The organism is Streptomyces sp. NPDC088350, from assembly GCF_044753545.1.
GTDB lineage: Bacteria > Actinomycetota > Actinomycetes > Streptomycetales > Streptomycetaceae > Streptomyces.
Map to the genome: position 1 here is coordinate 34,841 of NZ_JBIVNL010000018.1, position 19,488 is coordinate 54,328.

General features: G+C 71.8%; 17 protein-coding genes. 6 read left to right on the top strand and 11 right to left on the bottom strand.

What is annotated here, in order from left to right:
• Nucleotides 1–335: 335 nt before the first annotated feature.
• Both ACIQBL_RS43535 and ACIQBL_RS43540 read right to left on the bottom strand, forming a co-directional pair.
• Nucleotides 336–2,594, bottom strand: a complete 2,259-nt coding sequence (locus ACIQBL_RS43535) for a helix-hairpin-helix domain-containing protein (RefSeq protein WP_401953299.1) — start codon at nt 2,592–2,594, stop codon at nt 336–338.
• On the bottom strand, nt 2,591–3,574 hold the full coding sequence (locus ACIQBL_RS43540) for an aldo/keto reductase (RefSeq protein ID WP_401953302.1): 984 nt from the start codon (nt 3,572–3,574) through the stop codon (nt 2,591–2,593). The genes ACIQBL_RS43535 and ACIQBL_RS43540 overlap by 4 nt, the downstream gene beginning before the upstream one ends.
• A gap of 186 nt (nt 3,575–3,760) precedes the next feature.
• Between ACIQBL_RS43540 and ACIQBL_RS43545 the strand changes: the two genes are divergently transcribed.
• Nucleotides 3,761–4,816 (top strand): LLM class F420-dependent oxidoreductase, encoded by a 1,056-nt coding sequence (locus ACIQBL_RS43545; protein ID WP_359608322.1) that lies wholly within the window; start codon nt 3,761–3,763, stop codon nt 4,814–4,816.
• A 195-nt stretch (nt 4,817–5,011) separates the two neighbouring features.
• Here the strand turns inward: ACIQBL_RS43545 and corA are convergent, their stop codons facing one another.
• Entirely contained in the window at nt 5,012–6,010 is a 999-nt protein-coding gene (gene corA / locus ACIQBL_RS43550; protein WP_401953305.1) for a magnesium/cobalt transporter CorA, read from the bottom strand.
• A 62-nt stretch (nt 6,011–6,072) separates the two neighbouring features.
• Between corA and ACIQBL_RS43555 the strand changes: the two genes are divergently transcribed.
• The 4 genes from ACIQBL_RS43555 to mshC all read left to right on the top strand — a co-directional run bounded on the left by ACIQBL_RS43555 (nt 6,073) and on the right by mshC (nt 9,531).
• Entirely contained in the window at nt 6,073–6,759 is a 687-nt protein-coding gene (locus tag ACIQBL_RS43555; RefSeq protein WP_401953308.1) for a histidine phosphatase family protein, read from the top strand.
• A gap of 75 nt (nt 6,760–6,834) precedes the next feature.
• Nucleotides 6,835–7,425: a DUF3090 domain-containing protein gene (locus ACIQBL_RS43560; protein ID WP_401953311.1), complete on the top strand. Its 591-nt coding sequence runs from the start codon at nt 6,835–6,837 to the stop codon at nt 7,423–7,425.
• Nucleotides 7,389–8,207 (top strand): SCO1664 family protein, encoded by an 819-nt coding sequence (locus tag ACIQBL_RS43565; protein ID WP_401953314.1) that lies wholly within the window; start codon nt 7,389–7,391, stop codon nt 8,205–8,207. Before ACIQBL_RS43560 ends, ACIQBL_RS43565 begins: the two co-directional genes overlap by 37 nt.
• A 94-nt stretch (nt 8,208–8,301) precedes the next feature.
• Complete coding sequence (mshC, locus tag ACIQBL_RS43570; RefSeq protein ID WP_401953316.1) at nt 8,302–9,531, top strand: cysteine--1-D-myo-inosityl 2-amino-2-deoxy-alpha-D-glucopyranoside ligase; 1,230 nt, start codon at nt 8,302–8,304, stop codon at nt 9,529–9,531.
• A gap of 78 nt (nt 9,532–9,609) precedes the next feature.
• Here the strand turns inward: mshC and ACIQBL_RS43575 are convergent, their stop codons facing one another.
• From ACIQBL_RS43575 to ACIQBL_RS43610, 8 genes are all read right to left on the bottom strand, one after another.
• Nucleotides 9,610–10,617 carry a PAC2 family protein gene (locus tag ACIQBL_RS43575; protein WP_401953319.1) on the bottom strand — a complete coding sequence of 336 codons (1,008 nt, stop codon included), beginning with the start codon at nt 10,615–10,617 and terminating at the stop codon, nt 9,610–9,612.
• Between the two features lie 198 nt (nt 10,618–10,815).
• Entirely contained in the window at nt 10,816–11,487 is a 672-nt protein-coding gene (locus tag ACIQBL_RS43580) for a FadR/GntR family transcriptional regulator (protein ID WP_401953321.1), read from the bottom strand.
• Nucleotides 11,488–11,573: 86 nt separating this feature from the next.
• Nucleotides 11,574–12,869 carry an amidohydrolase gene (locus tag ACIQBL_RS43585; protein WP_401953324.1) on the bottom strand — a complete coding sequence of 432 codons (1,296 nt, stop codon included), beginning with the start codon at nt 12,867–12,869 and terminating at the stop codon, nt 11,574–11,576.
• Complete coding sequence (locus tag ACIQBL_RS43590; protein ID WP_401953327.1) at nt 12,866–13,627, bottom strand: nucleoside phosphorylase; 762 nt, start codon at nt 13,625–13,627, stop codon at nt 12,866–12,868. The genes ACIQBL_RS43585 and ACIQBL_RS43590 overlap by 4 nt, the downstream gene beginning before the upstream one ends.
• Entirely contained in the window at nt 13,624–14,496 is an 873-nt protein-coding gene (locus tag ACIQBL_RS43595) for an ABC transporter permease (protein WP_401953330.1), read from the bottom strand. The genes ACIQBL_RS43590 and ACIQBL_RS43595 overlap by 4 nt, the downstream gene beginning before the upstream one ends.
• Nucleotides 14,496–15,548: an ABC transporter permease gene (locus tag ACIQBL_RS43600; protein ID WP_401953333.1), complete on the bottom strand. Its 1,053-nt coding sequence runs from the start codon at nt 15,546–15,548 to the stop codon at nt 14,496–14,498. Before ACIQBL_RS43600 ends, ACIQBL_RS43595 begins: the two co-directional genes overlap by 1 nt.
• A gap of 1 nt (nt 15,549) precedes the next feature.
• Nucleotides 15,550–17,079: an ABC transporter ATP-binding protein gene (locus ACIQBL_RS43605; RefSeq protein WP_401953336.1), complete on the bottom strand. Its 1,530-nt coding sequence runs from the start codon at nt 17,077–17,079 to the stop codon at nt 15,550–15,552.
• The gene (locus ACIQBL_RS43610) at nt 17,060–18,112 is read right to left on the bottom strand and encodes a BMP family ABC transporter substrate-binding protein (RefSeq protein WP_401953339.1); all 1,053 of its coding nucleotides are present in this window, start codon (nt 18,110–18,112) and stop codon (nt 17,060–17,062) included. Before ACIQBL_RS43610 ends, ACIQBL_RS43605 begins: the two co-directional genes overlap by 20 nt.
• Before the next feature lie 309 nt (nt 18,113–18,421).
• Here ACIQBL_RS43610 and mtnA point away from each other — a divergent pair, with 309 nt between their 5' ends.
• A complete protein-coding gene (gene mtnA / locus ACIQBL_RS43615) occupies nt 18,422–19,453 on the top strand; it encodes an S-methyl-5-thioribose-1-phosphate isomerase (RefSeq protein ID WP_401953342.1) in 1,032 nt (343 codons plus the stop codon).
• The last annotated feature ends 35 nt before the right edge of the window (nt 19,454–19,488 follow it).

Sequence of the window (19,488 nt, forward strand, 5' to 3'; positions counted from 1 at the left end):
GGGCCCCCCCCCCGCGGGGGCCCGCCCGGGGCGGCGGCGCCCCCCCCCGCCCCCCGGGGCCCCCCCCCCCCCGTCTGTCGTCCGACTCGGCCCCCGTGACGCGACCGCGGCCGTTTGTCGTCCCCGCCTCGGACCTCCGAGTAGTGCCCGTGGCCGTCGGCCGGCGGCTCAGCCCTCTGTGACATGACCGCGGCTGCCCGCAGTGCCGACCCAGCTCTCCGTGCCGTGTCCTCGGCTGCTCGCAGTGTCGGCTCAGCTCTCCGTGCCGTGTCCTCGGCTGCTCGCAGTGTCGGCTCAGCTCTCCGTGCCGTGTCTGCGGCTGCCCGCCGCTCCGCTCAGACCTCCGCCGGTACCTGCGGTCGCAGCAGGACCGGCAACCGGGTCGTACGCGGCTTCGCCGGGACCTCGGCGACGGCCCGGGGCAGCGCCTGATCCACGCCGTGCACCACGGACAGATGCCGGTCCGCCCGGCTGAACGCCGTGTACACCCAGGGCCGGCTGAGAGCCTGCGCCGCGTCCCCGGGCAGCACCACGACCACCGCGGGCCACCGCGCCCCGACGGCCTGGTGCGCGGTCAGCGCCCACCCGTGCCGCACGGACTGCTCCACCCGCTCCTTCGGTACGACGACGGGGCCGCCGGCACACGTCAGACGCAGCCCCTCGGCGTCGGCGTTCACCACCTGACCGGGGACCGTACGGCCCGGGGCGGGCGAGTACGCGATCCGGTCGCCGGGGTCGAAGCCGCCGAAGCGGCCGGGGCCCGGGTTGAGCCGTTCCTTCAGCGCCACGTTGAGGGCACGGGTGCCGGCCGCGCCGCCGTGCCCCGGTGTGATCACCACCGTCTGCTCGGCCGGGACGCCGATCACCCGCGGCACCGAGTCGGCGACGAGCTGCACGGTCCGGTGCACGGCCTCGCCGGCGTCCCGCACCGGCACGATCACGACCTCCTTGCCGGGGGCCTCCACCTGGTTCAGCTCGCCGATGCCGATGCCCGAGACCAGCTCGCCCACGGGACCGGGGTCCGGCCGCCGCGAGACGATGTGGGGGCAGGCCCGCGCCGCGAGCAGATCGGCGAAGACCCGCCCCGGGCCCGCCGACCACAGCACCGCCGGATCCCCGGCCAGCACCAGCCGCGCGCCGTCCGGCAGCGACTCGGTGAGCAGGGCCCCGGTCTCGACGTCGAGTTGCGGCGCGTCGAGTACGACGAGGAGATCCAGGTCCAGGGCGCCGTCCGCGTCCCGCCCGGGCCCTTCGGCACCCGACAGGAGCCCGGCGACGGTGGCCGCGCGGGGGGCGTCACCCGGCTCGGTGTTTTCCGGCTCGCCGGACGAGGTGTTCCCTGATTCCGTGGACCGCGTCAGCAGCGAGGTGAACCGCTCCCGCCCGACCGGACTGTGGGCGGCGGCCCAGACGCGCAGCCCGAAGCCCGCCGCCGCGCGCAGCAGTGCCGCCGGTTCTTCGAGGGACGCCTCCCCGCCGGTGTGGAGCACCAGGCCGTGCCCCGCGACCGCGCGGATCAGCTCGCCGGTGGACCCCTTGGCGGCACCGGCCAGCTCCCACTCCGCCGCCGAACCGTCCTCCTTCGGCATCGAGTTGATGATTCTGGCCAGCCCGTCGGCGAGGCTCTCCTCGGCGAGCGCGTACCGCTCCAGGCCGATCAGCACCCGCACCGGACGTTCCTCGGCCACCGAGTCCTCGTCGTCGGCGTCGTCCGTGCGCTGCACCGGGACCGCGGGCTCGTCCAACGCGTCCTGGAACACCAGCACTTCACCCTCCGCGATGGCGCTCTGCGTCGCCGCGTCCGGGTCGGGCACACCTTGCTTGGCCAGCGCGGCCGTCAACGTCGCGGCCTCCAGGGCCGTGTGCCCGGCCAGGGCCGCCTGCTCCAGGAGCCAGCCGATGACCGCCCGGCCCCGGCGCTCGTCGTCCGGCGCGCACTCGGCGCCGAGCAGGGCCCGCGCGAACCCGTCGGCCTGCTCGGGCCGTACACCCGGGACGCGCAGCAACTGCCAAGGATCCTCGCGGAGTTGTTCGTCCGCGATCTCACCGAGCACCTCCGCGACCTGGGCCGCGAGCGTCTCGGGCGCGCCGCCCTCGGCCAGCACCCGCCGTACGGACTCGACGGTCTCGGTCGCGGGGGCGCCGGGCGCGACCGCGACGGGCTGGGGGCGCCGCACCGCCTCCGGGGCGGCTGACGGGCGTGGGGCGGGCTCCGGCTCGGCGAAGGGGGTGAGCACGGGTTTCTCGCCGCTCTCCACGGCCCGTACCGCCGCGAGCAGTTCGGCGGCCGTCCCGCTGAGCTTGGTCCCGGCCACGATGGGCCCGGCCTTCTCCGCCTTCCGCCGCTCGATCCGCTCCCGCTCCAGCCGCTGCGCGAGCAACTCGGCGGCGGCCTCGGACAGTTCGGGGGCGGCAGCCGCGGTCTCACCGGTGCCTTCGGTGCCTTCAGCGCTCTCGGTGCCCTCCGCGTCCGCGTCCCCGGCACCCTCGCCGGCGTCCGTGCCCGTGTCCTCGGCGGCATCCGCCACGGTGCCCTGTATGGCCTCCGTGCCCTCGGCCGGCGAGGTCTCCGTGGTCTCCGGGTCCGTGCTCACAGCGTGCTCCAGTCGTGATCGGGATAGCGGTGCAGAGGCGCCGACACATCGTCGAGCGCTCGGCAGATCTCGTCAGGAAGACTAAGCGCCTCCACTGACAACGCGGCCGTGAGCTGCTGCGCGTTGCGCGCGCCGACGATCGGGGCGGCCACCCCGGGCCGGTCGCGGACCCAGGCGAGGGCGACCTGGAGGGGCGTCACGGCGAGCCCGTCCGCGGCCGTCGTCACGGCGTCCACGATGCGGGTCGCCGTGTCGTCGAGGTAGGGCGCGACGAAGGGCGCCATGTGTGCGGAGGCGCCGCGCGAGTCGGCCGGGGTCGCGTGCCGGTACTTGCCGGTGAGGACCCCGCGCCCGAGCGGCGAGGAGGGCAGCAGCCCGATGCCCAGGTCGAGCGCGGCCGGCAGCACCTCGCGCTCCACGCCCCGCTGCAACAGCGAGTACTCCAGCTGCGTGCTCGCCAGCCGCGTCCGCGTGCCCGGCGCCGCCAGCTGCCAGGTCGCCGCCTTGGCCAGCTGCCAGCCGCAGTAGTTGGAGACGCCGGCATACCGCGCCCGCCCGCTGCCGACCGCCAGGTCGAGGGCCTGGAGGGTCTCCTCCAGCGGGGTGAACGGGTCGAAGGCGTGGATGTGCCACACGTCGACGTAGTCCGTGCCGAGGCGGGCCAGCGAGGCGTCCAGCGCGGCGAGCAGATGGCCGCGCGAGCCGTCGAAGCGGCGGTCGGGGTCGGGTACGCTCCCCGCCTTCGTCGAGATGACCAGATCCCGGCGCGGCACGAGCCCCTCTATGAGCCGGCCGAGCAGATACTCGGCCTCGCCGTCGCCGTACACGTCCGCCGTGTCGACGAGGGTGCCGCCGGCCTCCCAGAACGCCTTCAGGAGGTCCGCGGCGTCATGCTCGTCGGTGTCGCGCCCCCACGTGAGGGTGCCGAGTCCGATCCGGGACACACGAAGGCCGGTACGGCCGAGATGCCTCTGCTCCATGAACGCCGAGATTACTGGCCTGAACCTGCGGTGTGGGGGCCTGTGGACAACCGATTCGCACGATGATCCACAGTGGGTCGCGCGGCACGCTCCGTGACCACTCACCGGCACCCCTCCTGTCCACCCGGACCGCCTCGCGCTAGGGTCGGCACAACAGCGACGTTACTGATGGGTAAGGGGTCTGCCATGCAGCTCGGGATCAACCTCGGCTACTGGGGTGCCGGAATGGACGGCGACAATCTGGCCGTGGCCCAGGAGGCCGACCGCCTCGGCTACGCCGTGTGCTGGGCCGCCGAGGCCTACGGTTCCGACGCGGCCACCGTGCTCACCTGGGTCGCCGCGCAGACCGAGCGCATCGACGTCGGCTCGGCCATCTTCCAGATCCCGGCCCGCCAGCCCGCGATGACCGCGATGACCGCCGCGACCCTCGACTCCCTCTCCGGGGGCCGCTTCCGCCTCGGCCTCGGCGTCTCGGGCCCGCAGGTCTCCGAGGGCTGGTACGGGGTCAAGTTCGACAAGCCGCTGGCACGCACGCGTGAGTACGTCGAGATCGTACGGAAGGCGATGACCCGGGAGCGGCTGTCGTACGACGGCGAGCACTGGACGCTGCCGCTGCCCGGCGGCCCGGGCAAGCCCCTCAAGCTGACCGTGCACCCGGAGCGCGAGCACATCCCGCTGTACATCGCGGCGATCGGCCCGAAGAACCTGGAGCAGACCGGCGAGATCGCCGACGGCGCGCTGCTGATCTTCCCGTCCGCCGAGCACCTGGAGGACACCGCCGTCAGGCACCTGCGGGCCGGGCGCGAGAAGGCCGGCAAGACACTCGAAGGCTTCGACATCGTCCCGACGGTCCCGCTCGCCCTCGGCGAGGACAAGGACGTCGAGAAGCTCGCCGACACCTTCCGGCCGTACACCGCGCTCTACGTCGGCGGGATGGGCAGCCGGCAGCAGAACTTCTACAACAAGCAGGCCCGGCGCATGGGCTTCGAGGAGGCGGCGACCGAGATCCAGGACAAGTACCTGGCCGGCGACAAGGACGGCGCCGCCGCCGCCATCCCGCACGACCTGATCGACAAGACGACGCTGCTGGGCTCCGTGGACCGCATCGCGGACCGGATGAAGGAGTACGCGGCGGCCGGTGTCACCACCCTGACGCTCGCCCCCGCGGGCTGGACCCTGGAGGAGCGGATCGCCGCGCTCCGCGCCGGAACCGAGGCCCTGGAGCGCGCGGGACTCGCGTAACGGGACCGCGCCGTACGGAGGTTTTCTACGGCCGTGGTGGGGGCTCGGGGGGTCTTCCCCGCCACGGCCGTCACGGGGAACAACGCGCGGCGGCCCGTGCGGTTACGCCCCCGTCGCGACATCGGCAGTCCTCCTTTTGGCGGAGTTGTCCGCTCACCGTCCAGGACGTCGTCACCTAGCTGGTTCGCGCAGGCCCTACAGCCAGCCGCGCCGCTTGAACGTCCGGTACAACGCCACCTCCAGGGCGGCCATCAGCAGGATCACCGCCGGATACCCCCACAGCCAGTGCAGCTCCGGCATGTGGTCGAAGTTCATGCCGTAGACGCCCGCGATCATCGTGGGGACCGCGGCCATGGCCGCCCACCCGGAGATCTTCCGCATGTCGTCGTTCTGGCGGACACTGGTCTGCGCGAGATGCGCCGACAGGACGTCCGAGACCAGCCGGTCCAGGCCCTCCACGGACTCGTTGACCTTCATCAGGTGGTCGTTCACGTCCCGGAAGAACGGCCGTGCCTTGTCGTGCACGAACGGCACCCGGTCTCCGGCGGGGCCGACGCCCGCGAGCCGGGCCAGCGGCTGCGCGAGCGGTCCGGTGGCCCGGCGGAACTCCAGGATCTGCCGCTTGAAGGTGTAGATCCGCGACGCCGTGGTCCGCGAGCCGCCGCCGGCCGGCGAGAACACCGCCGCCTCCAGCTCCTCCAGGTCGGTCTGCAACTCGCCCGCCACGTCCACGTAGTGGTCGACCACCGCGTCCGCGATCGAGTACAGCACCGCCGTGGGCCCGTGCCGCAGTACCTCCGGCTCCTCCTCAAGACGGTGCCGTACGGCCGCCAGAGGGGCCTCCTCGCCGTGCCGGACGGTCACCACGAAGGAGTCGCCCACGAAGACCATGACCTCGCCGGAGGTGACCACGTCGTCGTCCGCCTCGTAGCCCACCGGCTTGAGGACCATGAACAGCGAGTCGTCGTAGACCTCCAGCTTGGGCCGCTGATGCGCGGTCAGGGCGTCCTCGACGGCCAGCGGGTGCAGGGCGAACTCCTGGGTGACCTTGTCGAACTCCTTCTCCGTGGGCTCGTAGAGGCCGATCCAGACGAAGGCGTCGCCCACCCGCCGGCAGTGGTCCAGGCCGTCGGAGAAGTCGCCGGGCCCCTCCGTCCGGCGTCCGTCACGGTAGATGGCGTAGTCGACGATCACGGTGCGTATTCTCCCGCCGTCCGGCAGAAGCCGCACCTTGGCGTGCGCCTACCCTTGGCGGCATGCCCACGTTGATCCTTGTCCGGCACGGACGTTCGACCGCCAACACCGGGGGAGTGCTCGCAGGCTGGACACCCGGCGTCGCCCTCGACGAGCGCGGCAACGCCCAGGCCGCCGCGCTCCCCGGACGGCTCGCCGCGCTCCCGATCGCCGAGGTCGTCACCAGCCCCCTGCAACGCTGCCGGGAGACCCTCCAGCCCCTCCTCGACGCCCGCCCCGACCTGCGGCCGCACACCGAGGAGCGGATCGGGGAGTGCCACTACGGCGACTGGTCCGGCCGCAAGCTCGCCGAACTCATGGACGAGCCCCTGATGGAGGTCGTCCAGACGCACCCGTCGGCCGCCGCATTCCCCGGCGGCGAGTCGATGCGGTCGATGCAGACCCGCGCGGCCGAGGCCGTACGCGAGTGGAACGCGCGCGTGGAGCGCGATCACGGCGCCGACGCCCTCTATGTCATGTGTTCGCACGGCGACATCATCAAGTCCCTTGTCGCGGACGCACTCGGACTTCATCTGGACCTCTTCCAGCGGATCTCCGTAGAACCGTGTTCCATCACCGCGATCCGTTACACCCGTCTCAGGCCCTTTCTCGTACGGCTCGGGGACACCGGCGATCTCGCCTCCCTGGCACCGCGCGAGGAGCCCCCGGGCGACGAGGCCACGGTCGGGGGCGGCGCGGGCGCACCGTGATCGTCGGCCGCAGTAGGGTGAAGCGGTCGCAGTAGCGCCGCACTTGTCAGCAGTCGATTCCAATGGAGACAGGACGTGTCCCGTCAGGTGTTCCTCTACGACCCGCCGGACCGCTTCGTAGCCGGTACGGTCGGTCTGCCCGGGCGCCGTACGTTCTTCCTCCAGGCCGCCGCAGGCCCTCGGGTGACCAGCGTGGCCCTGGAGAAGACACAGGTCGCCGCGCTCGCCGAGCGCATGGACGAGCTTCTGGACGAGGTCGTACGCCGCAGCGGCGGCAACGCGGCCGTCCCCGCCGTCACCCCCACCGAGATCTCCGACACCCGCCCGCTGGAGACCCCCGTCGAGGAGGAGTTCCGCGTCGGCACGATGGCGCTCGCCTGGGACGGTGAGGAACAGCGCATGATCGTCGAGGCGCAGGCCCTCGTCGAACTCGACGCCGACACCGACGAGGACCTCGCCGAGGCCGAGGAGCGACTGCTCCAGGACGAGGAGAACGGACCCCCGATGCTGCGGGTCCGCCTCACCGGCGCCCAGGCCCGCGCCTTCGCCAAGCGGGCCCTCGACGTCGTCAACGCCGGCCGGCCCCCGTGCCCGCTGTGCAGCCTCCCGCTCGACCCGGAAGGACACGTATGTCCGCGCCAGAACGGATACCGCCGCGGAGCGTGACCACGGCCGAGCTGCTCGCCAAGGGTGAGTTGACAGTGCGCGGACGCATCCGCGAGGCGTCGAACGCGGTGCTGTACTGCTCCGTGGCGTACGAGGGCCGCGAGGCGTCCTGCGTGTACAAGCCCATTGCCGGGGAGCGGCCCCTGTGGGACTTCCCCGACGGCAACCTGGCCCAGCGCGAGGTCGCCGCCTACGAGGTGTCCGAGGCGACCGGCTGGGGCCTCGTGCCGACCACCGTGCTGCGCGACGGGCCGTACGGCGAGGGCATGTGCCAGCTGTGGATCGAGGCGGCGGCCGAGTCCGAGCTGCTGGCCCTGATCGACGCGGAGGAGCCCGAAGCGGGCTGGAAGGCCATCGGGTTCGCCGAGGTCGCCGAGGGGAAGACCGCCCTCCTGGTGCACGCCGACGACGAGCGGCTGCGCCGGCTCGCCGTCCTCGACGCCGTCATCAACAACGCCGACCGCAAGGGCGGCCATCTGCTGCCCGCCGACGAGGGGCGCCTGTACGGCATCGACCACGGCGTCACCTTCAACGCCGAGAACAAGCTGCGCACCCTTCTGTGGGGCTGGGCGGGGGAGCCGCTCACTCCGGAGGCCGTCGACGTCCTCCAGGGGCTCAGGGAGGCGCTGGGGGCCGGTGGCGGGCTCGCCGCGAGGCTCGCCGAGCTGATCACCGCCGTGGAACTGGGTGCCACGCGCGCGCGTGTCGACGCGTTGCTGGAGTCCGGGAAGCATCCCGAGCCGAGCGGGGAGTGGCCGGCCATTCCGTGGCCACCGGTGTAGCGGCACACCGGCCGGAACCGCGCAAGAGCGCCTTCCCGGTCATCCGGCCTGGTCCGGTTCGTATGCGGAACATCCGTCCGGTTACGCTCATGACATGTATGCCTGGCCCGCTTCTGAGGTCCCCGCCCTTCCCGGCAAGGGCCGCGACCTCCGGATCCACGACACCGCGACCGGCGGTCTGGTCACCCCTGACACCGGTCCCGTCGCCCGTATCTACGTGTGCGGCATCACGCCGTACGACGCCACCCACATGGGGCACGCGGCGACCTACAACGCGTTCGACCTCGTGCAGCGCGTGTGGCTCGACACCAAGCGGCAGGTTCACTACGTCCAGAACGTGACCGACGTCGACGACCCGCTCCTGGAGCGCGCCGAGCGGGACAACGTCGACTGGGTGGCCCTCGCCGAGAAGGAGACGGCGCTCTTCCGCGAGGACATGACCGCCCTGCGCATGCTGCCCCCGAAGCACTACATCGGCGCGGTCGAGGCGATACCCGGCATCGTGCCGCTCGTCGAGCGCCTCAGGGACGCCGGTGCCGCCTACGAACTCGAAGGCGACGTCTACTTCTCCGTCGGGTCGGACCCGAACTTCGGCAAGGTCTCGAACCTCGACGCCGCCGCGATGCGACTGCTGTCCGCCGAGCGCGGCGGCGACCCGGACCGCCCGGGCAAGAAGAACCCGCTCGACCCGATGCTCTGGATGGCCGCCCGCGAGGGCGAACCGAGCTGGGACGGCGGCTCGCTGGGCCAAGGGCGCCCCGGCTGGCACATCGAGTGCGTGGCCATCGCCCTGGACCACCTTGGCATGGGCTTCGACGTGCAGGGCGGCGGCTCCGACCTCGCCTTCCCGCACCACGAGATGGGCGCCTCGCACGCCCAGGTGCTGACCGGCGAGTTCCCCATGGCCAAGGCCTACGTCCACGCCGGCATGGTCGCCCTGCACGGCGAGAAGATGTCGAAGTCCAAGGGCAACCTGGTCTTCGTCTCCGCGCTGCGCCGCGCGGGCGTCGACCCGGCCGCCATCCGGCTCGCCCTGCTCGCCCACCACTACCGCGCCGACTGGGAGTGGACCGACGGGGTGCTGGAGGACGCCGTCGCCCGGCTCGGCCGCTGGCGTGCCGCCGTCTCCCGCCCCGACGGCCCGTCCGCCCTGAAGCTCGTCGAGGAGATGCGCGAAGCCCTCGCGAACGACCTGGACGCCCCGGCCGCGCTCGCCGCGGTCGACCGCTGGGCGGCCGTCCAGCAGGACCGGGGCGGCAGCGACGAGGGCGCCCCCGGCGTCGTCTCGCGCGCGGTGGACGCCCTGTTGGGCGTGGCGCTCTAGCAACGGCGGACAGCACAGGGGCGGTTCCTCTCCGGTGAGAGGAACCGCCCCTGTTCCACGCCCTGTTGACCGACGGACTCACTCCTCGGAGGAGTCCTCGTCGTCCGCCTCGGGCCCGGCCTCGGGCTCCGTGTCCGGCTTCGCGGGCCTCGTCGGCTTCGTACGGCCGCCGGGGTTGTCGCGCAGATACGACGCGCTGTCACTCCCGTCCGCCGTGGCGTGCCCACCCGGCGACGGACTGCCGCCGCCGTCCCTGCGTCGGAGATAGCGCTCGAACTCGCGGGCGATCGCCTCGCCCGACGCCTCCGGCAGCTCCGCGGTGTCTCGGGCCTCCTCCAGCGTCTGCACGTACTCGGCGACCTCGCTGTCCTCGGCGGCCAGTTGGTCCACGCCGACCTGCCAGGCACGCGCGTCCTCGGGCAGCTCGCCCAGCGGGATGCGCACGTCGATCAGGTCCTCCAGGCGGTTCAGCAGCGCCAGGGTGGCCTTCGGGTTGGGCGGCTGCGACACGTAGTGCGGCACCGCCGCCCACAGCGAGACGGCCGGTACGCCCGCGTGCGTGCACGCCTCCTGGAGGATGCCGACGATCCCGGTGGGACCCTCGTACTTCGTCTCCTCCAGGTCCATCCGCTGGGCCAGGTCCGCGTCGGACGTGGTCCCGCTGATCGGCACCGGACGTGTGTGCGGGGTGTCACCGAGCAGCGCGCCCAGGATCACCACCAGCTCCACGCCCAGCTCGTGCGCGAAGCCCAGCAGTTCGTTGCAGAACGAGCGCCAGCGCATGGACGGTTCGATACCTCGGACGAGTACGAGATCGCGCGGCTTCTCGCCGCCGACCCGGACCACCGAGAGGCGGGTCGTGGGCCAGGTGATCTTCCGCACCCCGGCGTCCATCCACACCGTGGGCCGGTTCACCTGGAAGTCGTAGTAGTCCTCGGCGTCGAGCGCCGCGAACACCTCGCCCTTCCACTCCCTGTCCAGATGCGCGACCGCGGTGGAGGCGGCGTCGCCGGCGTCGTTCCAGCCCTCGAACGCGGCCACCATCACTGGGTCGATCAGCTCGGGAACCCCCTCCAGCTCGATCACCCAGCGCCTCCTTCCGATCTGCCCTCGCGTACGCCCCAACCTTACGGCGTCCGACGGGGGCGCCCGCAGCCCCCTTGCACGGGGGAGTGACCCCATGCCTGCCCCGTCCGAGAGGCTCGAACACACAAGATCGCCAACCTGTGCGGGCCCATCCCGGCCGGTCACTCCTCCGATGGATCAGCGGGCCGGTCCGCTCGATCACAGGGTCGAACGCAGCCACTGCTCCACACTCGCGATGTGCACCGTCGCCCACGACCGCGCCGCCTCCGCGTCCCGGTCGCGCAGCGCGCCCAGGATCGCCCGGTGCTCGTGCAGGGTCCGGCTCACCGCGTCCTCCTGTGTCAGGCCGCGCCAGATCCGGGCCCGCGTGGTCGGCCCGGACAGACCGTCGAGCAGCGAGCAGAGCACCGAGTTGCCGGAACTCTGCACGATGCCCCGGTGGAACTCCAGGTCGCACGCGACCAGTTCCTCCACCGAGGGCGCCCCGCCCAGCGCGTCCAACTGCGCGGAGAGCGCGTCCAGTTGCTGCTCGCTGATCCGCAGGGCCGCCATCGCCGTCGCCGCGGGCTCCAGAATCCGCCGTACGGCCAGGAATTCCAGCACCGTGTCGTCGCGGTGGAAGTCCACGACGAAACTCAGCGCCTCCAGCAGGAGTTGCGGATCGAGACTCGTGACGTACGTGCCGTCGCCCTGCCGCACATCCAGGATGCGGATCAGTGACAGGGCGCGCACGGCCTCCCGCAGGGAGTTGCGGGACAGGCCCAGTTCCGCGGCGAGTTCGCTCTCCTTCGGCAGCCGGTCCCCGGGACGCAGCGCGCCGGAGACGATCATTCCCTTGATTTTCTCGATCGCCTCATCGGTGACTGCCATGGCCGGCCTCCCTGTTGCTCAGACATCCGATGTATCAGGCACATTATGAGGGTTCAGTGGGCTGAACGGGAGTGGAAATCCACAGCTCAGGCAAGTGATTCGAGCTCCGCGACCACCGCTTGCTCGTCCAGCGTGCCGAGTGTCCGGTTCCGCATCAGCACCCGGCCGTCCACGACCGTGTCCCGCACGTCCGCCGAGTGCGCGGCGTACGCGAGCGTCGACCACGGGTCGTGCAGGGGCCGCAGATGCGGCGCGCCCAGGTCGAGCACGATCAGATCGGCCCGCTTGCCGACTTCCAGAGACCCCAGGTGCTCCCCGAGCCCCAACGCCCGCGCGCCCTCGATCGTCGCCATCCGTACGGCCTGCTCGGCACCGACCGCCGTCGGGTCGCCGCCCGCCTTGTGCACGAGCGCGGCCTGTCGTACGGCGCCCAGCACATCCAGCGAGTTGGAGCTGACGGCCCCGTCCGTGCCGAGACCGACGGTCACGCCCGCGCTCAGCAGCCGCGGCACCGGCGCGATCCCGCAGCCCAACTTCAGGTTCGACACCGGACAGTGGGCCACCGACGTGCCCGTGCGGGCAAGGGCCGCGATCTCGGGACCGGTGAGATCCACGGCGTGCGCGAGCAGCAGATCGGGACCCAGCAGCCCCAGTGAGTCGAGCAACTCCACCGGCCGTTTGCCGTACTTGACCTCGACGGTGGCGACCTCGGTCGGGTTCTCCGCCGCGTGGATGTGCAGCAGCGCGCCGAACTCCCGTGCCAGGGCGGCGATGTCGACGAGCTGGTCGGGGGCCAGGGTGTAGGTCGAGTGCGCGAAGAGGATCGGACGCCGGCCGGGGCGTGCCTCGCCCCGCGCCGCCAAGTCCCGTCGCGCCCAGTCCAGTCGGTCCTCGTACGCGATGCCGTCCGGCGGCTCCGGTACGTCCATGAAGGTGGGCCCGGTGTGCAGCCGCCAGCCCGCCTCACGGGCCGCCTGCTCGGCCGCCTCGTGGAACCAGTACATGTCGAGCGCCGAGGTCACCCCGGCCCGCACGCTCTCCGCCACCGCGAGCCGTACCGCCGCCGCCACGTTCCTCGGCGCCAGCAGCTCGGCCTCCCACTTCAACACCCGCTCCAGGAAGCCCTGGAGCGTCACGTCGTCGGCGCGACCGCGCAGCAGCGTCATCGCGAGATGCGTGTGCGTGTTGATGAGTCCGGGCAGGACGAGACAGCCCTCGGCGTCAATGGACTCGTCGGCCGTGAACCGTGCTGTCAGTTCCTCGGCGGGTCCCACGGCGACGATCTCGCCCTCGTGGACGGCAACCGCCCCGTCCCGTACGACAGTTCCGGTCTCGTCGACGGTGAGCACGTCACCGCCGTGCACCAACAGGTCGATGCTCATGCCGCGAACTCCCCGGATTCCTCCGCCAGCAGCCGCAGCGCCTCCAGCGAGACCACCGCGCCCCGCTCGACACCGGCCGCCACGACGTCCCGGTGCGGGTCGTACCCGCCGGTGGTCTCCGCGTCGACGAGTTCATCGGCGTTGGCACCGTCGACGACCAGCACCCCACCCGCGACCAGACCGCGCAGCGAGGCCGTCACCAGCAGCGCCGACAGCTCCATCTCGATCGCCGCGAGCCCGGCACCGTCGTAGGAGAAGAGCGGGATCAGTCCGGGCTGGAAGGCCGCCCGGGTCCAGACGATGCCCCGGTGGTGCGGGGCGCCGGCCTCGCGGGCCGCGCGCTGGAGGGCGAGGACCGCCTCGGGGGCGGCGACGGCCGGGTACTCCGGCGGGAGGAGCTGCTGGGTGACACCGTCGTCCCGTACGGCCGCCTCGGCGATCACCAGGTCGCCGTCGCCGATGCCAGGCTTCATCGCGCCCGCAGTGCCGAAGCGCAGGAAGGTGCGGACCCCCGCGTCCGCCAGTTCCTGGAAGAGCAGGATCGCACCCGGTCCGCCCACCCCGTGCGAGGCGACGACGACCGGCAGGCCCTTCCAACTCCCGCTGAACACACGGTATTCGCGGTGGTGGGACACCTCCTCGGCACCGTCGAGCAGCGCGGCGACGGCGGCGGCGCGCGCCGGGTCGCCGACGACGACCGCGTGCGCCGGAAGCCCGGTTCTCGGTATGCGGGTGATGGGCAGCAGGTCCTGCGTCATGTGGTGGCTCCGGAAGGGGAGTTGACGGTACGGCGACGGCGGCGGGCCGTCGAGAGGAAGAGGGCGACGAGGGTCACGACGTACGGCGCGGCGTCGGTGGCCTGTTGGGGCAGGCCGACGCCCTGGAGGCGGAAGCCGGCGGCCTCGGCGAGACCGAAGAGCAGCGCGGCGAGCAGCACGCCGACGGGTGCCGCGCGGCCGAGCATGACCGCGACGACCGCGATCCAGCCCCGGCCCGCCGTCATGTTCTCGGAGAACAACGTGACGTTGCCGAGCGCGAGTTGGGCCCCCGCGAGCCCGCACAGGACACCGGAGACCAGCACCGCCGCGTACTTGTACTTCGCCGGGCTCACCCCGAGCGTCGCCGCCGCGTCCGGTGCCTCACCGACCCCGCGCAGCCTGAGCCCCCACACATGCCGGGACAGCATCAGCGCGGCCACCGCGACCGCGACGAACGCGAGATACGCGAGCGGGGTGAAGCCACCGACCAACGGCAGCCCGGCGAGTGACGGATCGTCGAAAGTGCCCTGCACACCGAAGACCGTACGCAGCAGGAAGCTGGTCAGGCCAACTGCCAGGAGATTCATGGCGATTCCGAGAACCACCGCGTCCCCGCGCAGAGTCACCGCGCCCACGGCGAGGATCAACGAATACGCGGCTGCCGCGAGGGCCGCCGCGAGCACGCCGAGCCAGGCGCTGCCCGTGAACCAGCTCGTGGCCACCGCGGTGAAGCAGCCCATCAGCATCATGCCTTCGAGGCCGATGTTGAAGACCCCCGCGCGTTCGCAGAGGGCACCGCCGAGCGCGGCCAGCAGGATCGGGGTCAGCGCGCGCAGCGCCGACATCAGCAGATCGGAGTCGAAGAACATCACGCGGCCCCGCTTTCCTGAGTACGCCTGCTGAACCACTTCGTCGGGAAGCGCAGTCGCGCCGCCAGGAACACGATCACGATGGCCTGGAGCACCTGTGTCAGCTCGCGCGGCACCTCGGTCGTCCGCTCCATCGCGAGACCGCCGACCGCGAGGACGGCGAAGAAGAAGGACGCGATGACTGTCCCGAGCGGCGCGGCGGCTGCCAGCAGTGCCGCTGTCAGACCCGTCCAGGTGTAGCCGGGCGCGGTCAGCGAGCCGTCGACGAAGCGGTACGGGAAGCTCAACACCCCTATGGCGCCCACGAGTCCGGCCAGCGCGCCCGAGACGGACATCAACTTGAGCGTCAGGCCCCGGCGTTCGACGCCCGCGTAGGCGGCGAAACGGGAGTTGAGGCCGGTCATGCGGATCTCGTAGCCGAACGCCGTGCGCTTGTCCGTGAACCAGTACGCGGCTGCCGCGAGCACCACCAGGATCAGTCCGATGGTGACCGTCGAGTCGCCGAACGCGGGCAGTGCCACTCCGTCCGGCATCGCCCGGGTCTGGGGGAGGCTGGAGCCGGGTTCCTTGAGGGGGTAGCGCGCCAGGTAGGAGGCGAGCGACACCGCCGGGTAGCTCAGCAACAGGCTGCTGACCAGGAGCGGAACACCGAGGCGGTTCTCGCACAGGGCGGCCAGCGCGGCGTACGAGGCGCCCACCGCCATGCTCGCGAGCAGCGCCAGTGCGACGGTGAGCGGTGCCGGCAGCGGGGAGTAGAGGCCGGTCACGGCCGCCGTGATGCCGCCGAGGACCATCTGTCCGTCGCCGCCGAGGTTGATCAGCCCGGCGCGCAGCGGGATCGCCAGCGCGAGCGCCATGCCGAGCACGCTGGTGCCGGTGCTCAGCGTGGAGCCGATGCCGTCCGCGCCGAGCGAGCCGGTGAGGACGGCGCCGTAGGCCGTGACGGGGTCCGCGCCGGTGCCGAGGAGGAACAGGGCGCCGATGACCAGGCCCGCGAGCACGGAGAAGGTGATGGGGGAGCGCAGGGCGCCCGATATACGTGTGCGTGTCATGTCAGTCGACGGCCTCCGCCGGCGCCGCGGCCCCGCCTGCCATGGCGAGTCCCAGTGCCCGTTCGTCCGCCTCGTCCTTCGTGTACGTCGCCGTGACCCGGCCCTCGTACATGACCAGGACCCGGTCCGCGAGGCCCCGGATCTCGCTCAGTTCGGCGGAGACGAGGAGGACGGCGTGACCGGCGTCGCGGTAGGCGACGATCTGGTCGTGGATGTTCTGGATGGCGCCGATGTCGACCCCGCGCGTGGGCTGCTCGACGAGCAACAGCGGTGCCTCATGGGCGAGTTCGCGGCCGATCAGCAGCTTCTGCAGATTGCCGCCGGACAGTGCGGAAGCCGGTACCTCGGGGGTGGCCGCCTTGATGCCGAACCGCTCGATCAGCCGCCCGGCGTGGGCGCGTACGGACGCGGGCGGCAGAAGTCCCTTGGTGGACAGGGACGTTCGGTGATGGCCCATCGCGAGGTTGTCCGCGACGGACGCCGCCGGTGCCGTACCGACCGCGTGCCGGTCCTCGGGGACGTAGGCGAGGCCCCGCGCGCGGCGCTCGGTGGCCGAGGCGTGGGTGATGTCCTGTCCCTTGAGACTGACCTGTCCGGATGCGACCGGCCGTAGCCCGGCCAGGGCCTCGATCAGCTCGCTCTGGCCGTTGCCCGCGACGCCCGCGATCCCGACGATCTCCCCGGCGTGGACAGCGAGTCCTACATGGTGGACGGAGTCCGTGGTGAGGTTCTTCACGTCGAGGACCACGTCACCGGGTGTCCCGGGCGCGTGGACGCGGTCCAGGTCGACCGCGCGGCCGGTCATCGCGGCGGCGATCTCGTCGGCGGAGGTCTCCGCGGTGACCAGGCGGGCGACCACCCGGCCGTCCCGCAGCACGGTCACGTTGTCGCTGCCTTCGAGGACCTCGCGCAGCTTGTGCGTGACAAGGATCACCGTACGACCCTGCGCCGCCAGCGACTTGAGCACCGCGAACAGGGCGTCCGCCTCGGCCGGTGTCAGCACGGCGGTCGGCTCGTCGAGGATCAGCGTGCGGGCGCCGCGGTGCAGCAGCTTCAGGATCTCCACGCGCTGGCGCAGCCCGACCGGCAGGTCGCCGACCCGGGCGTCCGGATCGACGGCGAGCCCGTGCTCCTCGGCCAGCTCACGCACCCGGCGGCGGGCCGCGGCCCGGTCCACCAGGCCGAAGCGGCGCGGCTCGGCGGCGTAGACGACGTTCTCCGCGACCGTCAGCGAGTCGAACAGCTTGAAGCTCTGGTGGACCATGCCGAGCCCGGCGGCCATCGCCGCGCTGGGGTCGCCGAACGTGACCTCGCGCCCGTCGATCCGGATCGACCCGGCGTCGGCGCGCTCCATGCCGTAGAGGATCGCCATGAGGGTGGACTTGCCGGCGCCGTTCTCGCCCATCAGGGCGTGGATCTCGCCCCGGTGGACGGTCAGGCCGACGGAGTCGTTGGCGAGCGTGCCGGGGAACCGCTTGGTGATTCCCCGGAGCTCGACAGCGACTTCGGTACTAGCCGGCCGCGGGGTCATCGACCTTCAGCTCTCCGGACACGATCTGGTCGCGCAGCGCCTTGACCTTCGCGAGGACGTCCTTGTGCTGGGCGATCACGCACTTCGACGAGTCGACACCCGCCTCCAGACCGGTGAGGCTGATGCCGCCCTCCTTCAGGCCGTACGACACCGAGGTGCCCGTCCTGCCCGCGAGGACCTGCTCGACGCCCTTCTCCACGGCGACGTCCGTCTTCTTGATCACGTTGTCGACGACCGTGCCGGGGGAGGAGACGCACTGGTTGACGTCGACGCCGTACGCGAACGCGCCCTTGGCCTTCGCGGCCTCGAAGACGCCGTAGTTGCCGGCCGCCGCTGCCGCCATGATCTGGTCGGTGCCCTTGGAGAGCAGGGAGTTGGCCTGCTCCTTGGCGCGCGCCGAGTCGTCGAACGGGGACTGGCCGCCGACGAAGCGCGTCGACGCGGACGTCTTGGCGGCGACCTTCTTGGCGCCGGCCGCGAACGGGTCGCTGTAGCGGCGGAACTGGGGAGTGTCGAGCACGTCCACCGCGCCGACCTTGCCGCTCTTGCTGAGCAGCCCGGCCTCGGCGCCCGCGAGGTAGACACCCTCGTGCTCACGGAACACAGCGCAGGTGACGTTCGTGAACGTCTTCGTCGTGCACGCGTCGATCATCAGGAACTGCTGCTTGGGGTGCGCCTTGGCCTGCTGCGCGACGATGTCGGCGAACTCGAAGCCGACCAGCACGATCACGTCCGGGCTTGCGTCCACGGCGGCCTGCACGTTCTGCTGCTGGGACGCGGTGTCCGTGGACTCGTAGACCTTCTCGGTCCCGTTGTGCGTCTTCGCGGCGGCCTTCACACCGGTGACGGCGAGCTTCAGGAACTCGTTCTGCCCGATCGCGTCCGGCGTGACCAGCGTGAACGACTTCCCGCTGCTGCCGCTCGCGCTGTCCGAGGCGTCGGTCTTCGCGGCGGCGTTGCAGGCGGTGGCGGCGGTGACCATGAGCGTGGTGACGGCGACGAGCTGCACGGTACGACGTGATCTGCGGAGCATGAGGACCTTCCGGGGCTACGGCAAGGCGCGCTCCGGCGGGAGCGCGTGCGACCAGATGGTGAGACGAGAGGAGACAGGGGCGGACGCGAGAGGGACAGGTCAGCGTCGACAGCAGTCGCTCGCGCAGCGGCCGTGATCGAGGAAACGGCGCATCGTCAACAGCACACGTCCTCCTTCGTCTCGGCCTTCGGGCTGCGGGTGCTGGACTTTAACATTCGTTTTGAGACACCTGCTCGACTGTCTCGAACTGTGGTTCTCCAAGGTCATGTACGGTGTCCGACACCATCGGAACAGCAGGAGTGTCCCGTTATGTCCCAGGAATTGCGTGCGGTCGACTGGACCGGAAGCGGTCTCGCGCTGATCGACCAGACCCTCCTCCCGCACCGCAACGAGACGATGACCGTCCACGATGTGGACACCCTGGTCGACGCGATCCAGCGCCTCGTGGTGCGCGGCGCGCCCGCGATCGGAGCGGCCGGCGCATACGGCGTCGCGCTCGCGGTCATCGAGGGCGAGCGGGAGGGCTGGACCGAGGCCGAGGTACGTTCGGCGGTCGCCCGCGTCCGCGAGGCCCGGCCCACCGCGGTCAACCTCATGGTCTGCGTGGACCGGGTCATGACCCGCTTCGGCGAAGGACTCGACGCGGTGCTCGAAGAGGCCGCCGCCGTCCAGCGCGAGGACGTCGCCGCCAACCGCGCGATGGGCGCGTTCGGCGCGGACTGGCTGGTCCAGAAGGTGGGCGTGGAGCGGCCGTTGAGGCTTCTGACGCACTGCAACACGGGCGCGCTGGCCACGGCAGGCTGGGGCACGGCACTCGGAGTCATCCGCGAACTGCACGCGCGTGGCCTGGTGGAGGTCGTCTACGCCGATGAGACGCGCCCCCTCCTTCAGGGATCGCGCCTGACGGCTTGGGAGTTGGTCCAGGAGGGCATCCCGCACTACGTCCAGGCCGACGGCGCCGCCGCCGGCACCATCCTGCGCGGCGAGGTCGACGCGGCCATCGTCGGCGCCGACCGCATCGCGGCCAACGGCGACACCGCGAACAAGGTCGGCACGGTGGGCGTCGCCCTGGCCTGCGCGGACGCCGGCATCCCGTTCCTGGTGGCGGCCCCGACGACCACGGTCGACCTCTCCACCAAGACCGGCGACGAGATCCACATCGAACTCCGCGGCGAGGCCGAGGTGTTGGAGTGGGCGGGGGTAAGGACGGCTCCGGCGGAGTCGCGCGGCCACAACCCCGCGTTCGATGTGACCCCGGGCCGCTTGGTGACCGGACTGGTCACGGAGCGGGGCGTGTTGGAAGTCTCGGCAGGCGAACTCCCGGCCGACCACTTGAAGTAGGCAAGCACCCGCGCCCCTGTTTTTAGGGGCGCGGG